Consider the following 16,702-nt stretch of genomic DNA (forward strand, 5'->3'; position numbering starts at 1 on the left):
GACCTTCATAGGACACCCCATGAGCTTGACCTCCACTGAACGTGACGAACTGATTGCCGCGGCCCGCCTCTGGGCGGACACCGACCCTGACCACGCGACTGCTGCCCAGCTGCGGAAACTGCTGGCCGAAGCCACTGCGGACGGCGAAGCGGCAGAAGCTGCCCTGGCCGACCTGGCAGACCGTTTCTCCGGCACCCTGCAGTTCGGCACCGCCGGCCTGCGTGCCGCCCTCGGCGCCGGGCCCATGCGGATGAACCGTGCCGTCGTCCGGCGCACGGCAGCCGGGATCGCCTCGTTCCTGCAGGACAAGTCCGAGGGCTGGACTCCCAGCGCGGTCATTGGCTACGACGCCCGCCACAACTCCCGGGCTTTTGCCTTGGAGACCGCGGCGGTCTTCAGCGCGGCCGGAATCGAGGCATTCCTGCTCCCCTGCACGCTCCCGACGCCGGTACTCGCCTACGCGGTCAGGGCCCTGGACACGGATGCCGGCGTGATGGTCACTGCCAGCCACAATCCTGCACAGGACAACGGCTACAAGGTGTACCTGGGCGGCCGGACGGTCAAGGGCCCGGGGCGCGGCGCCCAAATCGTTCCGCCGTACGACGCCGAGATTGCCGCGCGCATCGACTACTCCGTGCCGCTTGACTCGATCGAGACAGCACCCGAAGGCTGGACCGACGTGTCCGAGTCGATCGCGGCGGACTACATCAACGCCGTCGACGCCCTGGTGGCCAGGGATGGTTATCCGTCGCGGGACCTCAAGATTGTCCTGACGCCTATGCACGGGGTTGGCGGGGAAACCATGACCGCTGTCCTGCGCGACGCCGGCTTCACCTCCGTGAAGCTGGTGGCAGCCCAGGCCCAGCCGGATCCGGATTTCCCCACGGTCGCGTTCCCCAATCCGGAGGAACCAGGCGCTTTGGACATGGCCGTTGCCATGGCCGTGGAGACGGACGCTGACATAGTGCTGGCCAACGATCCCGACGCCGACCGGGCCGCAGTAGCTGCCAAGGACCCGGCCACCGGACAGTGGCGCATGCTGCGGGGCGATGAGACCGGCGCCCTGCTTGGCGCGCATCTGGCTGCCAGGATCCGTTCCGGGCATCTCAAGCCGCGGGTCAGGGCCGGACACTCCCCCGTCTTCGCGAACTCAATCGTCTCCTCCCGCCTGCTGGCACGGATTGCTGCTTCCGCGGGATTCGCACATCAGGAGACCCTGACCGGCTTCAAGTGGATTTCCCGGGTTCCGGGGCTGGTGTACGGGTACGAGGAGGCACTGGGCTACTGCGTGGCTCCCGGCCTGGTTCGGGACAAGGACGGCATCTCCGCCGGTCTGCTTATCGCCGAGCTCGCGGCCTCGCTCAAGGCGTCCGGACGCACGCTGTTCGACATGCTCGATGACCTTGCGCTGGAGCACGGCCTGCATGCGTCCGACCAGCTTTCCGTCCGGGTCGCGGACCTGGCCCTGATTCCGCAGATGATGACGCGCCTGCGCGAGCAGCCCCCGGCTTCCCTGGCCGGCTCTCCCGTGGCGTCCGCCGTCGACCTCTCGACCGGCTCGGCAGACCTCCCGCCCACCGATGGCCTGCTCTACCTGACGCGGGACAGCACCCGCATCATCGTCCGGCCCTCCGGCACCGAGCCGAAGCTGAAGTGCTACCTGGAAGTGATTGAGCCGGTATCCGGGCGGGACGGACTCGGAGCGGCCCGTACGGCCGCCGCGGAGCGTCTGGCAGCGGCAAAGGCGGACATCGCGGCGGCGCTGGGGCTGGACGCCTAAGCATGCTTCCGTCGTCGGGACCGGCCGCTAACGTGCTGCGGCCGGTGCCTGAACCAGCGGGAGCACCGTACCTTCTGCCAGGATGGCCTGGATCTGTCCCGCGCCCAGCGGCCTGCTGAAGTAGTACCCTTGGCCGTTGCGGCAGCCAAGCACCAGCAGGTCTGCCGCCTGGTCAAGCGTCTCGATTCCTTCGAAAACCGCTTCCATGCCGGCGGCACGGATCAGCCCGTGGACAGCATCCACGAACTGCCGCTGTCCGGGGTCCGCGCTGATGTCCCGAATCAGGCTGCGGTCCACCTTCACCGTCTGGACGGGCAGCCTGCGGAGGTAGCTGATCGAGGAGTACCCCGTGCCGAAGTCGTCTATCTCGATGCCCACGCCAAGCGCGTTCAGCGACTTCAGAGAGTACATCTCCACGTCTCCTCCGCTGACGAACGCGCTCTCGGTGATCTCGATGACCAGGCGGGAAGCGCGTATCCCGGTTTCCAGCAGGTCCTGCCGCACATGGTCCACCAGATCCAGCCGCTGCAGTTCCATGGCGGAGAGGTTGACCCGGACCTTGAAATCGTCGTCGAGGTCCAGCTGCCCTTCCCAGTGCGCCACCTGCTCCAGGGCAGCCCGCAGCACCCAGCGGCCAAGGTCCAGGATGATGCCGGTTTCCTCGGCGATCGGAATGAAGTCATCCGGCATCACTAGACCGCGCTGTGGGTGCTGCCAGCGAACCAGTGCCTCCACCCCGCTCATCCTGCCGGTGGCGAGCTCGACGACGGGCTGGTAGTCGAGGAACAATTCGTTCCGCCCCAGGCCCTCCCGGAGCTCGGTAGCCATATCCCGGCGGAGCTGCCGGGCGTACAGCATCACCGGCTCGAATGCCTTGCTTTGTCCCCGGCCCGCGTCCTTGGCCGCATACATGGCAGTGTCCGCCCGCACCATGATGTCTTCGGCGCTTTCCCCCGGCTGTGCGGCATGGACGCCCACGCTCGCGCGCGGCCACACGTCGATTTCCTCCACCCGGATGCATTCGGCCAGCGCCTCGTGGATTCGCGCGGACACACCCATGGCAGTACTCAGGCCCGTGTCCGGCAGCAGAACGGCAAATTCGTCCCCACCCAGCCGGGCCACTGTGTCGCCCCTGCGAACTGCCCAGCGGAGCCGGCGGGCCACTTCCACGAGGACCTGGTCACCGGCTTGGTGGCCAAAGCTGTCGTTGATGTCCTTGAAGGCATCCAGGTCGATCATGAGGACCGAGGGGCGCGTACCTTCAATCTCGCTGGCGAGCAGCTCCGCCTCAATCTCGTGCATCAGCGCCGTGCGGTTGGCGGTGCCGGTCAGGGCATCACTCATCGCCATCCGCTGCATTTGGCGGTGCGCAGCCTGCAGCTCGCGGGTACGCGATTCGACCCGCTCTTCGAAGTCCTGATAGACGGAGTTCAGTTCCTCGGCCAGCAGGTTGATGCCGGTGATAACGGCGTCCACGTCGTCGCGTTGTGGTGAGGTGCGGATCCTCGTGCCAAGGTCGCCGGCAGCAATCCGGACAATTCCGTCCACGACCTGCTGAAGTCTTGGGTCTCCGGCTTCAGGGTCCGTCATCGCGTTTTAGCCCTCAACCAGCCAAGTGCCTCGTCCCTGGAAGAGAAGTATCTGGTCGGGCAGTGCGGCAGGTCACCCCCCAACAGGAAATTGGCTATGACCCGATCAACCTGCGAAGACCCGAGGACTGCAACCGCTGAGGCGGAATGGGCGCCGCCAAAGACTGATCGGGCACTGCGCGTAATGGATTCAATGCCAGTCAGTTCGAGCAGGAGCGGCATCATTCCCGTTCCGGTTATCTGTTCGAACTCCGATGCAGCACGGGCTGCGATCCCTCCCGTGATGACGGCACCGGGAGGTAGGACCAGCCTGACGAAACCATCTTCCAGGGAGACTCCTACATACCCTTCGATGAGTCCGGCGGCTTCGGCCACGTCCACGGGTGGGGCCTCTTCCGGTACCGGGACTGCACTATCAACGACCGTCATATCATGCCCCCGGCACGGCTTGGCGAGGTGTTGCGGAACTGATCAGTCCCGTGCGGCCTTGCGAAATCCAAAAGTCGATACTTTCCCATGTTTCCCCCCAAAGCCAAAGGTACCCCAGTAGAGCTAGAAACGGAGGATTTCGAGACGCCATTTCGAGCCGGAATATTAATTTCTAAGCGTGCTTGCAGGTGTTCAGGGTTAGCATCCCGACACCGTTGTATTAGTCATCCGCAGATTCCCGCAATTGGGTTAGGAATCTCCTGGACTGCTCAGCGCGGGCGCCGGCACCCGCAGTTTCGAATAGGTGGGCGCTCAGGGCGAAACGATCGGCGGCGGCCGCCAGATGTCCTTCCGCCCGGAGAATCCTGGCCAGCAGGAAGAGAGCTTCCCCCTCGATATGAGGTGCCATGATTTCCGACTTCCCCATCACTGCGTTCATCTTGGAACGTGCTGCAGCAAGGTCGCCTGTCAGGAACGACCAGTAGGCACGGGTTATCGCCAGCTCAATTTCGTCCTGCGGTGTGCCACCCGTAATTGAGATGGCCATTTCGGCCCGCTCGATGCACTGGAGGGTTTCAGGCTCTACGAGGTTCGCAGTGAGGCGCATGAAGGCGGAAGCCTTGTTGAAGAGGGCCCACAGGCTCACGTCGTTCGTCGGCGACAGCGAGGCCGAAGCCAGCCCATGGTAATGCGTTGCCTCGCTGTGCCGACCAGCAAGGAATGCAGCATTTCCCACTGACCAGTATGCCTTCCCGGCTTTCTCCAACCCGGTGTCGTCGCCCACCATGCTGGCGAGCACTTCGGCCTCTGTCCAAGCGTCATCAAAGTTGCCGCTCTCGGCCAGGACCGCTACGAGGGCCTGCTGCGCTTCGAGTTTTCCGCGTCCCCCAACGTCACCGTCCGGAAGTTCCAACGCGGCCGCACGGGCAACCTGCAGTGCTTGAGGAAGCAGGCCCTGACCTTGAAGACCCAGCGAACGGAGAGCTTTGGCCTTAGCGGCCAGCTCCGGATCTTCCAGGGAGAGTGGATGGCTCACCAGCTGCAGAGCGGTCTCCGAGCAGTCTTCCATCTGACCGAGCTCGAGCTGACATTCCCCCATGAGGAACGTCATACGCCACCATCCGGATTCGTCACCGGATTCCCGCGCCGCTTCCGCTGCCCTTCCAGCACACTTCAGGGCCGCGGGATAGTCACGGCCTTCCCAGCTCTGACGAGCCTTGTACTCGTTCAGTATGAAGTCACTGATCATTCAAAAGCCACGACTTTCTCGGTATCCTGCACGGCGTCTGTACCACCCCCGATTCATTCTTGCGCATCGGAGGTCGCCGCTGAGTCAACGTTACGTTGCGTCGCGGGTTTGAGGTGGCAGATCGACCAGCCGCAGCATATACGCAAGATAACCTGAAATTTCGATACATGAACGCTTTTAGGGTGTCTTCGTTAGGTACACTTTCTTTGTCAGCTAGCTGTGAAACCTCACTATAGGAGCACCAATGAAGAAACTAGGCGCATCGCTTCTTCTCGCGGCAGCCATTACGGCTGTCGGAGTCGCCGCACCGGCGAATGCGGCACCGTCGTTCGGCAACACTGGCGGCGGGACGGTTTCTCCGCTCGTCAACTGGTGGCCGAACTAAGTCTGTGTCTGGCCGGGCTCCAATCTCTCTGGGATTGCAGCCCGGCCTTTCTCGTTTAAGCCTCCTCACTCGGTGAATCTGAGCAGCAAAGAACCGGCGGGCATTCCCCGCCCCCATATGGGAGACTGGAAGACCAGTTTGGAAAGGACCGCCATGCCCACGAACGCCGCGCCTGAAGAGACTCCGCAGACCGCTGACCTCGCCTCCTACATCGACCACACCCTGCTCAAGCCGGAGGCCTCCCGTGAGGACATCCTGCGGGTCTGCGAAGAAGCAGCCGAGTACGGTTTTAAGTCCGTCTGCGTAAACCCCCTGTGGGTCTCGACAGTACATACTGCCCTGAAGGACTCCGGGGTAGACACCTGCTCCGTTATCGGCTTCCCGCTCGGAGCGACCACCACAGAGGTCAAGGTCTTTGAAGCACAGGGCGCCCTGCAGGACGGCGCCGACGAGATCGACATGGTCATAGACATTGCCGCAGCACGGCGCGGCGACCGTGAGACGCTGGTCCGGGACATCGCTTCCGTGGCCGAAGCCGTCCATGAAGCCGGCGCAATCCTTAAGGTCATCATCGAAACCTCGCTGCTCACCGACGAGCAGAAGGTCCTGGCCTGCGAAGCGTCCGTGGACGCCGGAGCGGACTTCGTGAAGACGTCCACGGGTTTCAACGGCGGCGGTGCCACGGTTGAGGACGTTGCCCTGATGCGCCGGACGGTCGGCCCTGACCTGGGCGTGAAGGCGTCCGGCGGTGTCCGCAGCCGTGAAGATGCCCTGGCGATGATCGACGCCGGTGCCACACGAATTGGAGCTAGCTCCGGAATCGCTATTGTTAAGGGTGGTAACGGCGGGTCCGGTTACTGATCCGTCCGCCGCTGAAAACTTTTTGAAACGGAGAAACTCCCATGGCACGAACCAAGGCCAAGCAGCCCACCCACTCGGGCGAAGGACACCTGGTCTCGAACCTCGTCACCTTCATTGTCTTCTTTGGGCTCTTCCTCGCCTCGATCTACGCCTTGAACTGGCTGACACTGGACGCGGTTTGGCCGATGGTGGTCTGCCTCGTCGTAGGTACTCTCGTCTACCTCATCCCGTTCATGATGGGCCGCTCGGACACCACCGTTGAGCTGGCTGAAGGCAAGTCGCACAACGAGTAACCAACGGCGGCGACAAATCCGCGTTAGGCAAAAAAGACTGCACGCCCGGAATTGCCCGGCGTGCAGTCTTTTTTTCGGGTAAAAACGGGCATGAAACGAGTAGTAAGTACTCTTAGCACTCAGCTGGACCCGTTCTTAAAGTCATCCCCATGAGCACAACACTGACACGTAGGCAATGGCGCGCTGAGCGTATCCGCCAGCAGCGCTTCACCAGGTTCTCCTACTCGGCAATCGCTGCGCTCGTCGTCTCGGCAGCCGTAGTCTTCGCGATTGCCATCCAGCAAACGTAGGTACTGCCCTAGCGAGCCGGCGTGGCGGTGACCTGTGCGCTCCAGGAGTGCTCCGGATCCTTGCTGTACCAGTCCCAGGCCACCAGCTCCGGCACCATCGTCTCCACCAGGGCAGACACCAGCCACCGTTCCTGCCCCGGATAGGAAACGGTAAGAGCCGCCTCGGGAAAGCCTCCTCCCACGGCGACGACCTGGGCTCCGCGCGGCATCATCCAGTCCAGGGCCTGCCGGTCCCACCGCGATCCGGCGAAAACGAGCGCCCGGTAATCGAGGGTCTTGGACAGATAAACATCCACGTGGGACCAGTCCCCCGTCTCACTGCCGTATGCCGGCCGGCGGGGTACTTCACGGATCATCAGCGACCCCTGTGCCGCACTGGAGAAGCGTTCCGCAGGCGCCAGCAGGAACGCACCGTCCGGGCCCAAAAGCAGATCCGAGGCCTGCGGGAGCCACCGTTCGGCGGAGTCCAAGAGGGATCGGGCACCAGCCGCTGCACCATTCGCCTCCTCCGCCAGCATCCCGTAGGAGGCACCGTACCGTTCAAGCAGTGCCGCGATGACCAGCAGCGAATGCCTGAAGTTCCGGCAGGAGATACCCGAGACCTCCTCCCCCGCGTTCATGGCAACGGTGTGGTCAGCCATGGCCGCAAGCGGTGAGTTGGGTTTGTTGGTCACTGCCACCAGTCCGCCCGTGCCGCGGTAGCGTTCAGCCGCAGCCAGGACCTCAACACTTGTGCCGGTGGCAGAGACAGCGACCACCAGGAGGTCCGGTGCCGGCGCCGGAAGCAGCACGGTACTGGCCAGTTCAACCTGGACGTTCACGCCGTCGGCACGTGCTTTCCGCGCGGCGGTGGCCGCCGCGTAGGCACTCGATCCCATCCCCAGGATCAGGATGCGTTGGGCCGGTGGAAGCTCCGCCAGCCCGGGGTAACCGCCGTTGAGCAGTTCAGCCATACGGTCCAGGTACTCCGGGACCAGCTGCAGGTCCTCTAGGAAGCGGGAGGTGTCCACACGGGCTCCTTCGTCTGTGGGGTGCGGGAGAAATCCCGCTGGAAACGGTAGGTGATGGCGCCGTCGGCCGCGTATTGCCAGCGCGGCAGATAGCGGTGGGCGTAGATGAGTTCGCGCAGCAGCTGCTCTGCGGTGAGGCCGGGCAGCAGGGCTTCGTCCAGCAGGTCCGGGAAGCCGGACTCTGCTGCGGCGCTGTGGTACGCCCGGACAAGCTGTGCCTGCGCTTCCGCAGCCCAGCCGTAGAGCCGGTCCAGCGACCGCGGATCATCAGCCTGCAGGCGCTTGGCGGCCACCGAGGCCACCATGTCCAGGCTGGCGGCTAGATGTGCGACGTCGCGGGCGGCGGTATCGGGCCGGTCCCGCTCAGCGGCGGGCAGCTGGGGATCGCCGTCGAAATCCAAGAGCCAGTACCTATCCCCCGAACGCAGCACCTGCCCCACGTGCAGGTCTCCATGCAGGTCAAAGGCCGGTGCGCCCGTCTCGGGCAGCGCGGCCAGCAGATCCCGCAGGTGCCCGGCCCTGTTCTCCAGCCGAATCCCGGCGTCGCCGTCCGTGAGAGCCAGGGCAACATCCAGCACGCCGTCGGCCCGGGCCCTGGCCTCGGCTGCACCAGGGCCCGGCAGCGGTTCGGCAGCGATCAGCGCGGCGTGCACTTCTGCGGTCAGCCGGCCAAGGGCGGAAGGGAAGTCCGGCAGCGCACCGCCGCGGAACCAGGCCACGACGTCGTCCGCTGCCCAGGTCCAGCCATCGTCCGCGTCCGGTATCAGCGCGCTGAGCAGCGCCAGGGTACCGCGGCCCTGCTCCGGGTGATCCCACTCCAGCGAACCGTAGTAACCGGGCACGGACTCAACTCCGGCGTCTGCCAGCCGCGCCAGCAGCCGGGCCGAACGGTCAGCTCCGGACCACTGCCGCACGAGCTTAATGATCTTGTCCCCGCCAACCACCACCGAAAGGTTGGTCATGTCCACGCTGACGGCTGTCTCTTCGAGTCCGCCGCCGGCAGGCAGGCGGGTACGCACCGCGTACAGCTCTCCGGCGGTGGCCGTGAGTGAACCGGCCTCGCCGGACAGCACTGCAGCAGCGAGGTCTCCGGCCAAGCCCGAACCTGCCGCCGCGGGACGTCCGCGGGAATCAAGCACGGCAAGGCCGCCGTCCGGCTGCAGTCGCAAACAGCCGTGCGCGGCCTTCACTTCATCCATGTCCTAACCTTCACATTCCTTGCACGCAGGTTCAAGGACCGATTGTTAAATGCTTGTTACGGCGAAAAATAAGCGTTGTATTCCTTGAATCTGAATGTAAAGATCAATTCACCACCCAACCGGGGTGTGATCCACAACACAGCGCAAGAGTAGGAGCCATCGTGAGTTTCCAGTGCGTTTCACGGACCGCCGCCGTAGCAGCAACAGCGGTCCTTGCTCTGTCCGCCTGCGGCGGAGGAAGCGGGTCCGCGGACCTGGATCCCGACGCCGACATCAGTGAACAGAAGCTGGTAGTCGGCATCTGGGCCGATTACTACCCCGAGGATCTTGCCGAGACCTTCGAAGCGGAGACGGGCGTTCCCGTCCAGATTGTGCACCATGCCACGAACGAAGAGATCATGGCCAAGCTGACAGCCGGCGGGGACTCCGGAATCGACGTCGCATTTGTCTCCGGCCAGTACGCCCAGGCGCTCAACGAAGGCGGAATGCTCCAGGAACTGGACCACTCCCTCATCCCGAACATCGAGAACCTTTACCCCGAGGCCATGGAAATGGCCTACGACGACGGCAACACTTTCTCTCTGCCCTACGCATGGGGAACCACCGGCCTCTGCTACCGCTCGGACCTGCTGCCGGCGGAGCCCACCTCCTGGACGGATCTGCTGGAGCCGGCGGCCGGCGTCGCCGGGAAAACCACCATGCTCTCCACCGAACGCTGGATGGCGCTCCCTGCCCTGAAGGCACTGGGCTACTCGGTGAACTCGGAGAATCCGGACGAGCTGGCGGCCGTAAAGGAACAGCTCACGGCAACCAAGCCCACCCTGCTTTCCTTCGATGACACCACCTTCTACTCCAAGCTGGTCACCGGCGAGGCAGTGCTCACCGAGGCCTGGGACGGCTGGTGCAACTACGGCATTGCCGAGGACCCGAACATCAAGTTCACCGTCCCGGAAGAAGGCAGCGATCTCTGGGTGGACACCATGACCGTGCTGAAGTCCTCTCAGAACAAAGAGGCGGCCATGGCGTTCCTGAACTACGTTCTTGAGCCGGAGATCCATTCCTGGGCAGCGGAAAACATCCTCTACAAGGTGCCGAACCAGGCAGCCATGGAGGCACTGGACCCGGAACTGCTGGCCACGTACCCCAACCTGGCCATGACCCCTGCCGAACTGGCGAAACAGGAAGTCATCGTCGACCTGGGTGATTACAGCACCGAGTACACCCGCCTCGCCACGGAAATCTCCGCGAAGTAGCTTCCCGTGCCTGCCCTCCGCTCCGCTGCCTCCGGCGCCGCCTGGCGCCGGAGGCTCGCCGGCCTTCCGATCCTCGGACCCGGTGTCCTCTTCCTCTTCGTCCTTGCCGTCCTGCCCGTGGCACTGGTTACCGTCTACGCGTTCTTTGAGCGCGGCCGGTTTGGCGGGGTCGAGTACAACTTCACCCTGGACAACTTCGTCCGGCTGGCAGACCCGCTCTACCTGGGCGTGGTGCTGAAGTCCATTCTCATTGCCGGTGCCGCCACCGGAATCGCCCTGCTAATCGGCTACCCGGCGGCCCTGTTCATCTCCCGCCTGCCCAAGCGGTGGCGCACCCTGGCGCTGATCGCCGTGCTGCTGCCGTTCTGGACCAACTTCCTGATCCGCACCTATGCGTGGATCCTGCTGCTGAACAACGCAGGCTGGATCAACCAGGGCCTGCAGGCCCTCGGAATCACCACCGAACCGGTGGCAATGCTCTACACCGAACCGGCCGTCGTCGTCGGGCTGGTCTATATGTACCTGCCGCTGATGATCCTGCCCCTGTACGCGTCTTTGTCCTCCCAGGACGCGCAGCTTACCGAAGCTGCCACCAACCTTGGTTCCTCGCCGTTCCGGGTGTTCCGCACCATCACCCTGCCGCTCTCCGCCCCGGGGGCTCTGACCGGCTGCATCTTTGTCTTCGTGCCCGCCATGGGCAACTTCATCATTCCGGAGCTGATCGGCGGCGGGAAGACGGTGCTGATCGGCAACCTCATCCGCGACCAGTTCCTCAAGGCCCGCGACTGGCCCTTCGGCGCTGCCCTGGCCCTGGTCATGACGGCGTTCCTGGTGCTCCTGCTCATCCTGCAGCAGCGCGCGTCCCGCGCCGTCAGCCAAGGCAAGACCCCGCGGAAGGCGGACGCATGAGCACCCATGCACCCGGCCGGACTGCCGGAGACAAAAACGTACGACGCCGCGGCGCGCGGCACGGACGCGGCTGGCACCTCCGGGTGCCGTTCTGGGCGGCGATCGGCTTCCTCTACCTGCCGATCCTCGTGGTCACGGCCATGTCCTTCAATGCCTCTTCCAATCTGTTCTCCTGGTCGGGTTTTTCGCTGAAGTGGTACGCAGAAATCTTCCGCTCCCCGGAGATCCTTGCGTCGCTGGGGAACACCCTGATCGTGGCCTCGGCCGCTGCTGTGCTGGCCACTGTGCTGGGCACGCTCACCGCCGTCGGCATCCACCGCTACACCAGGGGCGGACTGATCCGGGCGATCGCCATTGCCCCGGCCATGCTCCCGGATCTGCTCCTGGCCATCGGCCTGCTAAGCCTGTTCACCCTGCTCAACTTCACCCTGGGCCTGCTCTCGGTCATCCTGGCCCACACCGTGTTCGCCATGGCCTTCGTGACCGCTATTGTGCTGGCCCGGCTGGCGCAGGTTGATCCGTCGCTGGAAGAAGCCTCGAGAGACCTGGGAGCCACTCCGGCCCGCACCCTGCTGAAGGTGACGGTTCCGCAGCTGGGACCTGCCATTATCTCCGGCGGACTGCTGGCATTCACCCTCTCCCTGGATGAATTCGTGATCGCTTTCTTTACCACCAGCCCCACAGTCTCCACCCTGCCCATCAACATCTACTCGATGGTTCGCTTCGGCGTCTCCCCCGAAATCAATGCCCTCGCCACCATGCTGCTTGGCCTGACCGTCCTGGCGGTCCTGGGCACACAGCGCCTGACCAAGATTGCGGATTCACTATGACCTACGGACCTGACACAGTTTCCGCCAGCCAGCCCCTGCTGCAGCTGCGTTCGCTCAGCCACAGCTACGGCTCCGTCCAGGCACTTCACGGGATTGACCTGGACATCGCCGGCAACGAATTCTTCGCCCTGCTGGGTCCGTCCGGCTGCGGCAAGAGCACCCTGCTGCGGTCCATCGCAGGTTTCGAAACCCCGGCACACGGGGAGATCCTGCTCGACGGCGAACCGCTGACTGCGCTTCCGGCCCACCGCCGGCTGGTGAACATGATGTTCCAGTCCTACGCCCTTTTCCCGCATCTGAGCGTGGAGAAGAACGTGGCCTACGGACTTGAGGCCGAAGGCAGGGGCAAGGCCGAGGTCCGCCGCCGGGTGGGCGAGGCGCTCGAAACCATCGGTCTCACGAAATTCGCCAAGCGGCGCCCGGGACAGCTCTCCGGCGGGCAGCGCCAGCGCGTGGCCCTGGCCCGGGCCATCGTCAAACGGCCCCGCCTGCTGCTGCTGGACGAGCCGTTGTCCGCCCTGGACCGCAAGGTCCGCGCGGAAATGCAGCTCGAGCTCAAGCGTCTGCAGCACGAGGCGGGCATGACGTTCGTCGTGGTCACCCATGACCAGGAAGAGGCCATGTCCATGGCGGACCGGGTGGCAGTGCTCAACGCTGGCCGGCTGGAGCAGGTGGACACGCCGGTAGCCCTCTACGCCGCGCCCCGGACGCGGTTCGTAGCCGATTTCATCGGCACAGCGAACCTCCTGGACGGCACCGCCGCCGCCGGGGGCATCCTGCTGGACAACGGCCTGGTGATCGCCGCGGACCATACGCTGCCCGCCGGAACCGCGGCCACCGCCGTCGTGCGCCCGGAAGACGTGGCGCTGGCCGGGGCCGGCACCGGCACGCTGTCCGGAACCGTGGTGGATACGTTCTTCCTGGGCGGCACCTCCACGGTCTCGGTGCAGGTTCCCGGGCTGAGTGCACCGTTCACCTGCACCGTACGGGCGGTCCAGGTTCCACAGCGTGGCTCACAGGTGGGTTTGGTTATTGACGCGGCCAGAACCGTAGCCGTGGAAGATGACCGCGCGGCGTCGCGGCCGGGCGCTGCTCAGGAAACGGTCAGCCCATGAGCGGTTGCGATCCGCGCGTAGTCCGCGATCAGGAGCGCCGCCGTCTCGGCGTCGATGCTCGGATGGCGGGCAATGATCCGGTAACCGTAGGCGTCTTCGAGCGCCACCAGATTCCGGGCAACGGTCAGCGGGTCCTGGGCCAGCGCGAACACGCCTCGAGCGGCCCCCTGTTCCAGCACGACCAGGTACATGCCAACCTGCCGCTCGTAGAGGGAGGTCAGCAGGGTGGCGGTCACCGGATTGTTGCCCGCGGAGCCGCCCAGGGCACAGAGCATGGCCACCTGCGCGTCATCGGATCCGGACGGCAGGCCGGAGCGGATCAGCGCCAGCAGCCGGACGGCGGGGTCATCCGGCAGCGACGCGAGCATCTGCACGCGCTGTTCGTAGAAGCGCTCCATGGCTTCGCGGTTCGCCTCAAGCATCAGGTCATCAATGTTCGGGTAGTAGTACAGCACCGCTCCGCTGGTCAGCCCGGCTTCTTCTGCGACCCGGTTCAGCCGGGCACCGTCCGGACCATGCTTGGCCACCGCCCGCTGCGCGGCCGCCACAATCTCGCTGCGGCGTGCGGCCTGGTTCTTCGGACGTGCCATGTAAAAACCTTCCTCCGATGGACTGATTCACCACAATAGGACACTTCCGCCACAATAACCGCATTTCACATAAGTAATTTGCATCACCCACCGATTCCTGGAGGCAGCATTGACAAATTCACGCACCTTTCTTTTCATGCCGGAAAGCGCTTACGGACCCACCAACAACTGCATCGGGATTGGCAGCGAGCTGCTGAAGCGCGGGCACCGGGTTGTCTTCGCGGCGGAGTCCTCCTGGAAAGGCAAGCTAGCGGCACTGGGCTTCGAGGAAGCGCTCGTGGACTTCGCTCCGCCGGCCGCGGACGATGCAGAGGCCGAAGCCGGCGATTTCTGGAAGGAATACATCAAAGCCATCTCTCCGGAATTCCGTAAAACAACACTGGAACAGGCCGAAACGGTTATCCGGCCTATTTGGGAAGGAGCAATTGAAGGCGCAAAATACTGCGAGCCCGAATTGCGGAAGATAATCGCGGACGTGAATCCGGATGTAATCATCGAGGACAACGTGGTGGCTTTCCCCGCCCTGGTGACCGCGGAGAAGCCGTTCGTACGGATCGTCTCCTGCAACCCGCTGGAAATCCCCGGACCCGGCATCGCCCCCGCGTACTCCGGCCTGGGCCAGGATGACACCGCCGCGTGGGACGAGTACCGCGCCGAATACGAACGCACCCACAAGGACCTCTGGGAGGACTTCAACGCCTGGGTGCAGGCCCAGGGTGCACCGCCGCTGCCGCGGCTCGAATTCATCCATTCAGGGGTGCACAACATCTACGTCTACCCTGAAGAACTGGACTACACCTCCCGCCGGCCGCTGGAGCCGAACTGGACCCGCGTCGACTCCGCCGTCCGCGAGACCGAATCGGCCGTTGAGCTCCCCGAGGAGTTCCTGGATGGATCCAAGCCGCTGGTCTACTTCAGCCTGGGCTCCCTGGGCGGCGCCGACGTCGAACTCATGCAGCGCACGGTGGATATCCTCGGCGGCGCTGACGGCTACAACTTCATCGTCTCCAAGGGCCCCCGGCACGAGGAGATCACCCTGGCACCAAATATGTGGGGTGCGGAGTTCCTGCCGCAGACACGCATCATTCCCCTGGTGGACCTGGTCATCACGCACGGCGGCAACAACACCACCACCGAAGCCCTGCACTTCGGCAAGCCGATGATCCTGCTGCCGCTGTTCTGGGACCAGTATGACAACGCCCAGCGTGTCCACGAATCCGGCTACGGCCGCCGCCTGGACACCTACAGCTGCACGCCCGAAGAGCTCCTCGGCACCATTGACGAGCTGCTGAACGATGCAGAACTGCAGGCCCGCTGCCGCACCGCCGGGGAACGCATCCGCGCCGTGGACGGCTTGTCCGCGGCGGCCGCCGCGCTCGAACAGGTCGCCGCAGCACACTAGCTTCCTCATCCGAACGCACTGAATCTCCACGTCACCACCACTGCAAGGAAACACCCATGGCATCCGGAACTTTCATTTCCAACGACTACCGCGCTTCGAACGGCGAAGTGCAGGAGCTCATCAATCCCGCCACCGGCGAGGTCTCGGGCACGCTTACCGCATCCACGGTGGACGACGTCGACTCCGCCGTCGCTGCCGCCCGGGACGCCGCAGCGGGCTGGGCAGCACAGACCCCAGGGCAGCGTGCCCGCGTGCTGCTGAAGCTCGCCGATGCCCTGGAGACGGACGGCGAGGCGCTCACCGAGCTGGAAGTCACGGAGGGCGGCAAACCGTGGACCACCGTGCTGGACGGCGAAATCCCGTTCGGCGCGGACAACCTGCGTTTCTTCGCCGGTGCCGCCCGATCCGTGGACGGCACCGGCGCGGGCGTCTTCTCCGACGGCTACACCTCCATGATGGTCCGCCGGCCGGTGGGTGTGGTTGCCGGCATTACGCCGTGGAATTTTCCGCTGATCATGGCGCTGTGGAAGGCCGGCCCCGCGCTGGCCGCCGGCAACACCGTCATCCTCAAGCCTGCCCCGCTGACTCCGGGATCCACGCTGCGCCTGGCCGAGCTGGCTGCTTCCGCGGGCCTGCCGGCGGGTGTGCTGAACGTGGTGACCGGCGGCGGGGATATCGGCTCCGCCCTGGCGGGGCACCGCGGCGTGGACATGGTCTCGGTGACCGGGTCAACTGCCACCGGCCGTGCCGTCATGCAGGGGGCCGTCAAGGACGTCAAGCGCGTTCACCTGGAACTGGGCGGCAAGGCCCCGGCGCTGGTCTTCGCCGACGCCGACGTGGCGCAGATGGCCCGCGCCGTCGCTCTTGGCGCCACCTACAACACCGGCCAGGACTGCACCGCGGCCACCCGCGTGTACATCCACCGGAGCATTTTCGACGACGCCATTGCTGCCCTGCGGACAGAGCTCAAGGGCATCAACATCGGCAATCCGCATGACCCGGCCACGCACATCGGCCCGCTGATTTCCGCAGCCCACCGGGAGAAGGTGGCAGGGTTTGTGCAGCGCGCGGTCGACGCCGGCGCACAGGCGCTCGAGGGCGGCTCGCCCCTGGAGGGCCCCGGCTTCTACTTCCCGCCCACCCTCGTGGTGGGTGCCGGGCAGTCCTCGGAACTGGTGCAGGGAGAGATCTTCGGCCCCGTGCTGGTGGCACTGCCCTTCGATACCGAGGAAGACGCCGTCGCCTTGGCCAATGACAGCGCCTACGGCCTTGCTTCCTCGGTCTGGACCGCCGACGTCGGGCGTGCCATCCGCGTCAGCCACCAGCTGGAGGTGGGCGTCACCTGGATCAACGACCACCTGCCGCTGGCTTCCGAGGCCCCGCACGGCGGCGTGAAGGGTTCCGGTTTCGGCAAGGACATGAGCATTGAGCCGCTCCTGGACTACTCCGTGACCCGCCATCTGATGATCCGCCACGCCGTGCCGCCGGAAACCACGGGCTACCGCCCGGCCTGATCCG

Annotated in this window: 17 protein-coding genes; 11 read left to right on the forward strand and 6 right to left on the reverse strand. The window is 64.8% G+C overall.

Features of this window, described 5'->3' with window-relative positions; translation table 11 throughout:
• The first annotated feature begins 19 nt into the window (after positions 1 to 19).
• Positions 20 to 1,780, forward strand: a complete 1,761-nt coding sequence (locus ACSLGO_RS10230) for a phospho-sugar mutase (RefSeq protein ID WP_436401045.1) — start codon at positions 20 to 22, stop codon at positions 1,778 to 1,780.
• Positions 1,781 to 1,807: 27 nt separating this feature from the next.
• On the opposite strand, the gene ACSLGO_RS10235 is transcribed toward ACSLGO_RS10230, so the two are convergent.
• The 3 genes from ACSLGO_RS10235 to ACSLGO_RS10245 form a co-directional block, all read right to left on the reverse strand.
• On the reverse strand, positions 1,808 to 3,370 hold the full coding sequence (locus tag ACSLGO_RS10235) for a putative bifunctional diguanylate cyclase/phosphodiesterase (RefSeq protein ID WP_386917394.1): 1,563 nt from the start codon (positions 3,368 to 3,370) through the stop codon (positions 1,808 to 1,810).
• Positions 3,367 to 3,798: an STAS/SEC14 domain-containing protein gene (locus ACSLGO_RS10240; RefSeq protein WP_141653682.1), complete on the reverse strand. Its 432-nt coding sequence runs from the start codon at positions 3,796 to 3,798 to the stop codon at positions 3,367 to 3,369. The genes ACSLGO_RS10235 and ACSLGO_RS10240 overlap by 4 nt, the downstream gene beginning before the upstream one ends.
• A 220-nt stretch (positions 3,799 to 4,018) precedes the next feature.
• On the reverse strand, positions 4,019 to 4,909 hold the full coding sequence (locus ACSLGO_RS10245) for a hypothetical protein (RefSeq protein ID WP_436401046.1): 891 nt from the start codon (positions 4,907 to 4,909) through the stop codon (positions 4,019 to 4,021).
• A 382-nt stretch (positions 4,910 to 5,291) separates the two neighbouring features.
• Here ACSLGO_RS10245 and ACSLGO_RS10250 point away from each other — a divergent pair, with 382 nt between their 5' ends.
• The 4 genes from ACSLGO_RS10250 (at position 5,292) to ACSLGO_RS10265 (ending at position 6,876) form a co-directional block, all read left to right on the forward strand.
• Complete coding sequence (locus ACSLGO_RS10250; protein WP_176697614.1) at positions 5,292 to 5,432, forward strand: hypothetical protein; 141 nt, start codon at positions 5,292 to 5,294, stop codon at positions 5,430 to 5,432.
• 153 nt (positions 5,433 to 5,585) lie between these two features.
• Positions 5,586 to 6,293 carry a deoxyribose-phosphate aldolase gene (gene deoC / locus ACSLGO_RS10255; protein WP_263128630.1) on the forward strand — a complete coding sequence of 236 codons (708 nt, stop codon included), beginning with the start codon at positions 5,586 to 5,588 and terminating at the stop codon, positions 6,291 to 6,293.
• A gap of 41 nt (positions 6,294 to 6,334) precedes the next feature.
• Positions 6,335 to 6,586, forward strand: coding sequence for a hypothetical protein (locus ACSLGO_RS10260; RefSeq protein ID WP_091606533.1), 252 nt, complete (start codon positions 6,335 to 6,337; stop codon positions 6,584 to 6,586).
• A gap of 149 nt (positions 6,587 to 6,735) precedes the next feature.
• Positions 6,736 to 6,876: a hypothetical protein gene (locus tag ACSLGO_RS10265; RefSeq protein ID WP_176697615.1), complete on the forward strand. Its 141-nt coding sequence runs from the start codon at positions 6,736 to 6,738 to the stop codon at positions 6,874 to 6,876.
• Positions 6,877 to 6,884: 8 nt separating this feature from the next.
• Here the strand turns inward: ACSLGO_RS10265 and ACSLGO_RS10270 are convergent, their stop codons facing one another.
• Together ACSLGO_RS10270 and ACSLGO_RS10275 are read right to left on the reverse strand one after the other, a co-directional pair.
• A complete protein-coding gene (locus ACSLGO_RS10270; protein ID WP_387005166.1) occupies positions 6,885 to 7,886 on the reverse strand; it encodes an SIS domain-containing protein in 1,002 nt (333 codons plus the stop codon).
• Positions 7,865 to 9,085 (reverse strand): hypothetical protein, encoded by a 1,221-nt coding sequence (locus tag ACSLGO_RS10275; RefSeq protein WP_325786627.1) that lies wholly within the window; start codon positions 9,083 to 9,085, stop codon positions 7,865 to 7,867. The genes ACSLGO_RS10270 and ACSLGO_RS10275 overlap by 22 nt, the downstream gene beginning before the upstream one ends.
• Positions 9,086 to 9,246: 161 nt before the next feature.
• Between ACSLGO_RS10275 and ACSLGO_RS10280 the strand changes: the two genes are divergently transcribed.
• The 4 genes from ACSLGO_RS10280 to ACSLGO_RS10295 are packed head-to-tail and all read left to right on the forward strand — an operon-like array spanning position 9,247 to position 13,192.
• On the forward strand, positions 9,247 to 10,338 hold the full coding sequence (locus ACSLGO_RS10280; RefSeq protein WP_436401047.1) for a polyamine ABC transporter substrate-binding protein: 1,092 nt from the start codon (positions 9,247 to 9,249) through the stop codon (positions 10,336 to 10,338).
• 6 nt (positions 10,339 to 10,344) lie between these two features.
• Positions 10,345 to 11,247: an ABC transporter permease gene (locus ACSLGO_RS10285; protein ID WP_436401048.1), complete on the forward strand. Its 903-nt coding sequence runs from the start codon at positions 10,345 to 10,347 to the stop codon at positions 11,245 to 11,247.
• Positions 11,244 to 12,077: an ABC transporter permease gene (locus ACSLGO_RS10290; protein ID WP_436401049.1), complete on the forward strand. Its 834-nt coding sequence runs from the start codon at positions 11,244 to 11,246 to the stop codon at positions 12,075 to 12,077. The genes ACSLGO_RS10285 and ACSLGO_RS10290 overlap by 4 nt, the downstream gene beginning before the upstream one ends.
• Complete coding sequence (locus ACSLGO_RS10295) at positions 12,074 to 13,192, forward strand: ABC transporter ATP-binding protein (RefSeq protein WP_436401050.1); 1,119 nt, start codon at positions 12,074 to 12,076, stop codon at positions 13,190 to 13,192. Before ACSLGO_RS10290 ends, ACSLGO_RS10295 begins: the two co-directional genes overlap by 4 nt.
• Here ACSLGO_RS10295 and ACSLGO_RS10300 read toward each other — a convergent pair.
• Positions 13,171 to 13,782: a TetR/AcrR family transcriptional regulator gene (locus tag ACSLGO_RS10300; RefSeq protein WP_419242275.1), complete on the reverse strand. Its 612-nt coding sequence runs from the start codon at positions 13,780 to 13,782 to the stop codon at positions 13,171 to 13,173. The two genes, ACSLGO_RS10295 and ACSLGO_RS10300, sit on opposite strands and share 22 nt — an antisense overlap.
• 136 nt (positions 13,783 to 13,918) lie before the next feature.
• On the opposite strand from ACSLGO_RS10300, the gene ACSLGO_RS10305 reads away from it, so the two are divergent.
• Both ACSLGO_RS10305 and ACSLGO_RS10310 read left to right on the forward strand, forming a co-directional pair.
• Positions 13,919 to 15,184 (forward strand): glycosyltransferase, encoded by a 1,266-nt coding sequence (locus ACSLGO_RS10305; protein ID WP_263128625.1) that lies wholly within the window; start codon positions 13,919 to 13,921, stop codon positions 15,182 to 15,184.
• 56 nt (positions 15,185 to 15,240) lie between these two features.
• Positions 15,241 to 16,698, forward strand: a complete 1,458-nt coding sequence (locus ACSLGO_RS10310) for an aminobutyraldehyde dehydrogenase (RefSeq protein WP_436401051.1) — start codon at positions 15,241 to 15,243, stop codon at positions 16,696 to 16,698.
• Positions 16,699 to 16,702: the final 4 nt, after the last annotated feature.

It is taken from the genome of Arthrobacter sp. IK3, assembly GCF_051337705.1.
Classification (GTDB): Bacteria; Actinomycetota; Actinomycetes; order Actinomycetales; family Micrococcaceae; genus Arthrobacter_B; species Arthrobacter_B koreensis.

Coding starts and splice junctions, on each gene's coding strand:
- ACSLGO_RS10230 (WP_436401045.1), top strand. CDS start 20: ATGAGCTTGACCTCCACTGAACGTGACGAACTGATTGCCGCGGCCCGC.
- ACSLGO_RS10235 (WP_386917394.1), bottom strand. CDS start 3,370: ATGACGGACCCTGAAGCCGGAGACCCAAGACTTCAGCAGGTCGTGGAC.
- ACSLGO_RS10240 (WP_141653682.1), bottom strand. CDS start 3,798: ATGACGGTCGTTGATAGTGCAGTCCCGGTACCGGAAGAGGCCCCACCC.
- ACSLGO_RS10245 (WP_436401046.1), bottom strand. CDS start 4,909: ATGACGTTCCTCATGGGGGAATGTCAGCTCGAGCTCGGTCAGATGGAA.
- ACSLGO_RS10250 (WP_176697614.1), top strand. CDS start 5,292: ATGAAGAAACTAGGCGCATCGCTTCTTCTCGCGGCAGCCATTACGGCT.
- deoC (WP_263128630.1), top strand. CDS start 5,586: ATGCCCACGAACGCCGCGCCTGAAGAGACTCCGCAGACCGCTGACCTC.
- ACSLGO_RS10260 (WP_091606533.1), top strand. CDS start 6,335: ATGGCACGAACCAAGGCCAAGCAGCCCACCCACTCGGGCGAAGGACAC.
- ACSLGO_RS10265 (WP_176697615.1), top strand. CDS start 6,736: ATGAGCACAACACTGACACGTAGGCAATGGCGCGCTGAGCGTATCCGC.
- ACSLGO_RS10275 (WP_325786627.1), bottom strand. CDS start 9,085: ATGGATGAAGTGAAGGCCGCGCACGGCTGTTTGCGACTGCAGCCGGAC.
- ACSLGO_RS10290 (WP_436401049.1), top strand. CDS start 11,244: ATGAGCACCCATGCACCCGGCCGGACTGCCGGAGACAAAAACGTACGA.
- ACSLGO_RS10295 (WP_436401050.1), top strand. CDS start 12,074: ATGACCTACGGACCTGACACAGTTTCCGCCAGCCAGCCCCTGCTGCAG.
- ACSLGO_RS10300 (WP_419242275.1), bottom strand. CDS start 13,782: ATGGCACGTCCGAAGAACCAGGCCGCACGCCGCAGCGAGATTGTGGCG.
- ACSLGO_RS10305 (WP_263128625.1), top strand. CDS start 13,919: ATGCCGGAAAGCGCTTACGGACCCACCAACAACTGCATCGGGATTGGC.
- ACSLGO_RS10310 (WP_436401051.1), top strand. CDS start 15,241: ATGGCATCCGGAACTTTCATTTCCAACGACTACCGCGCTTCGAACGGC.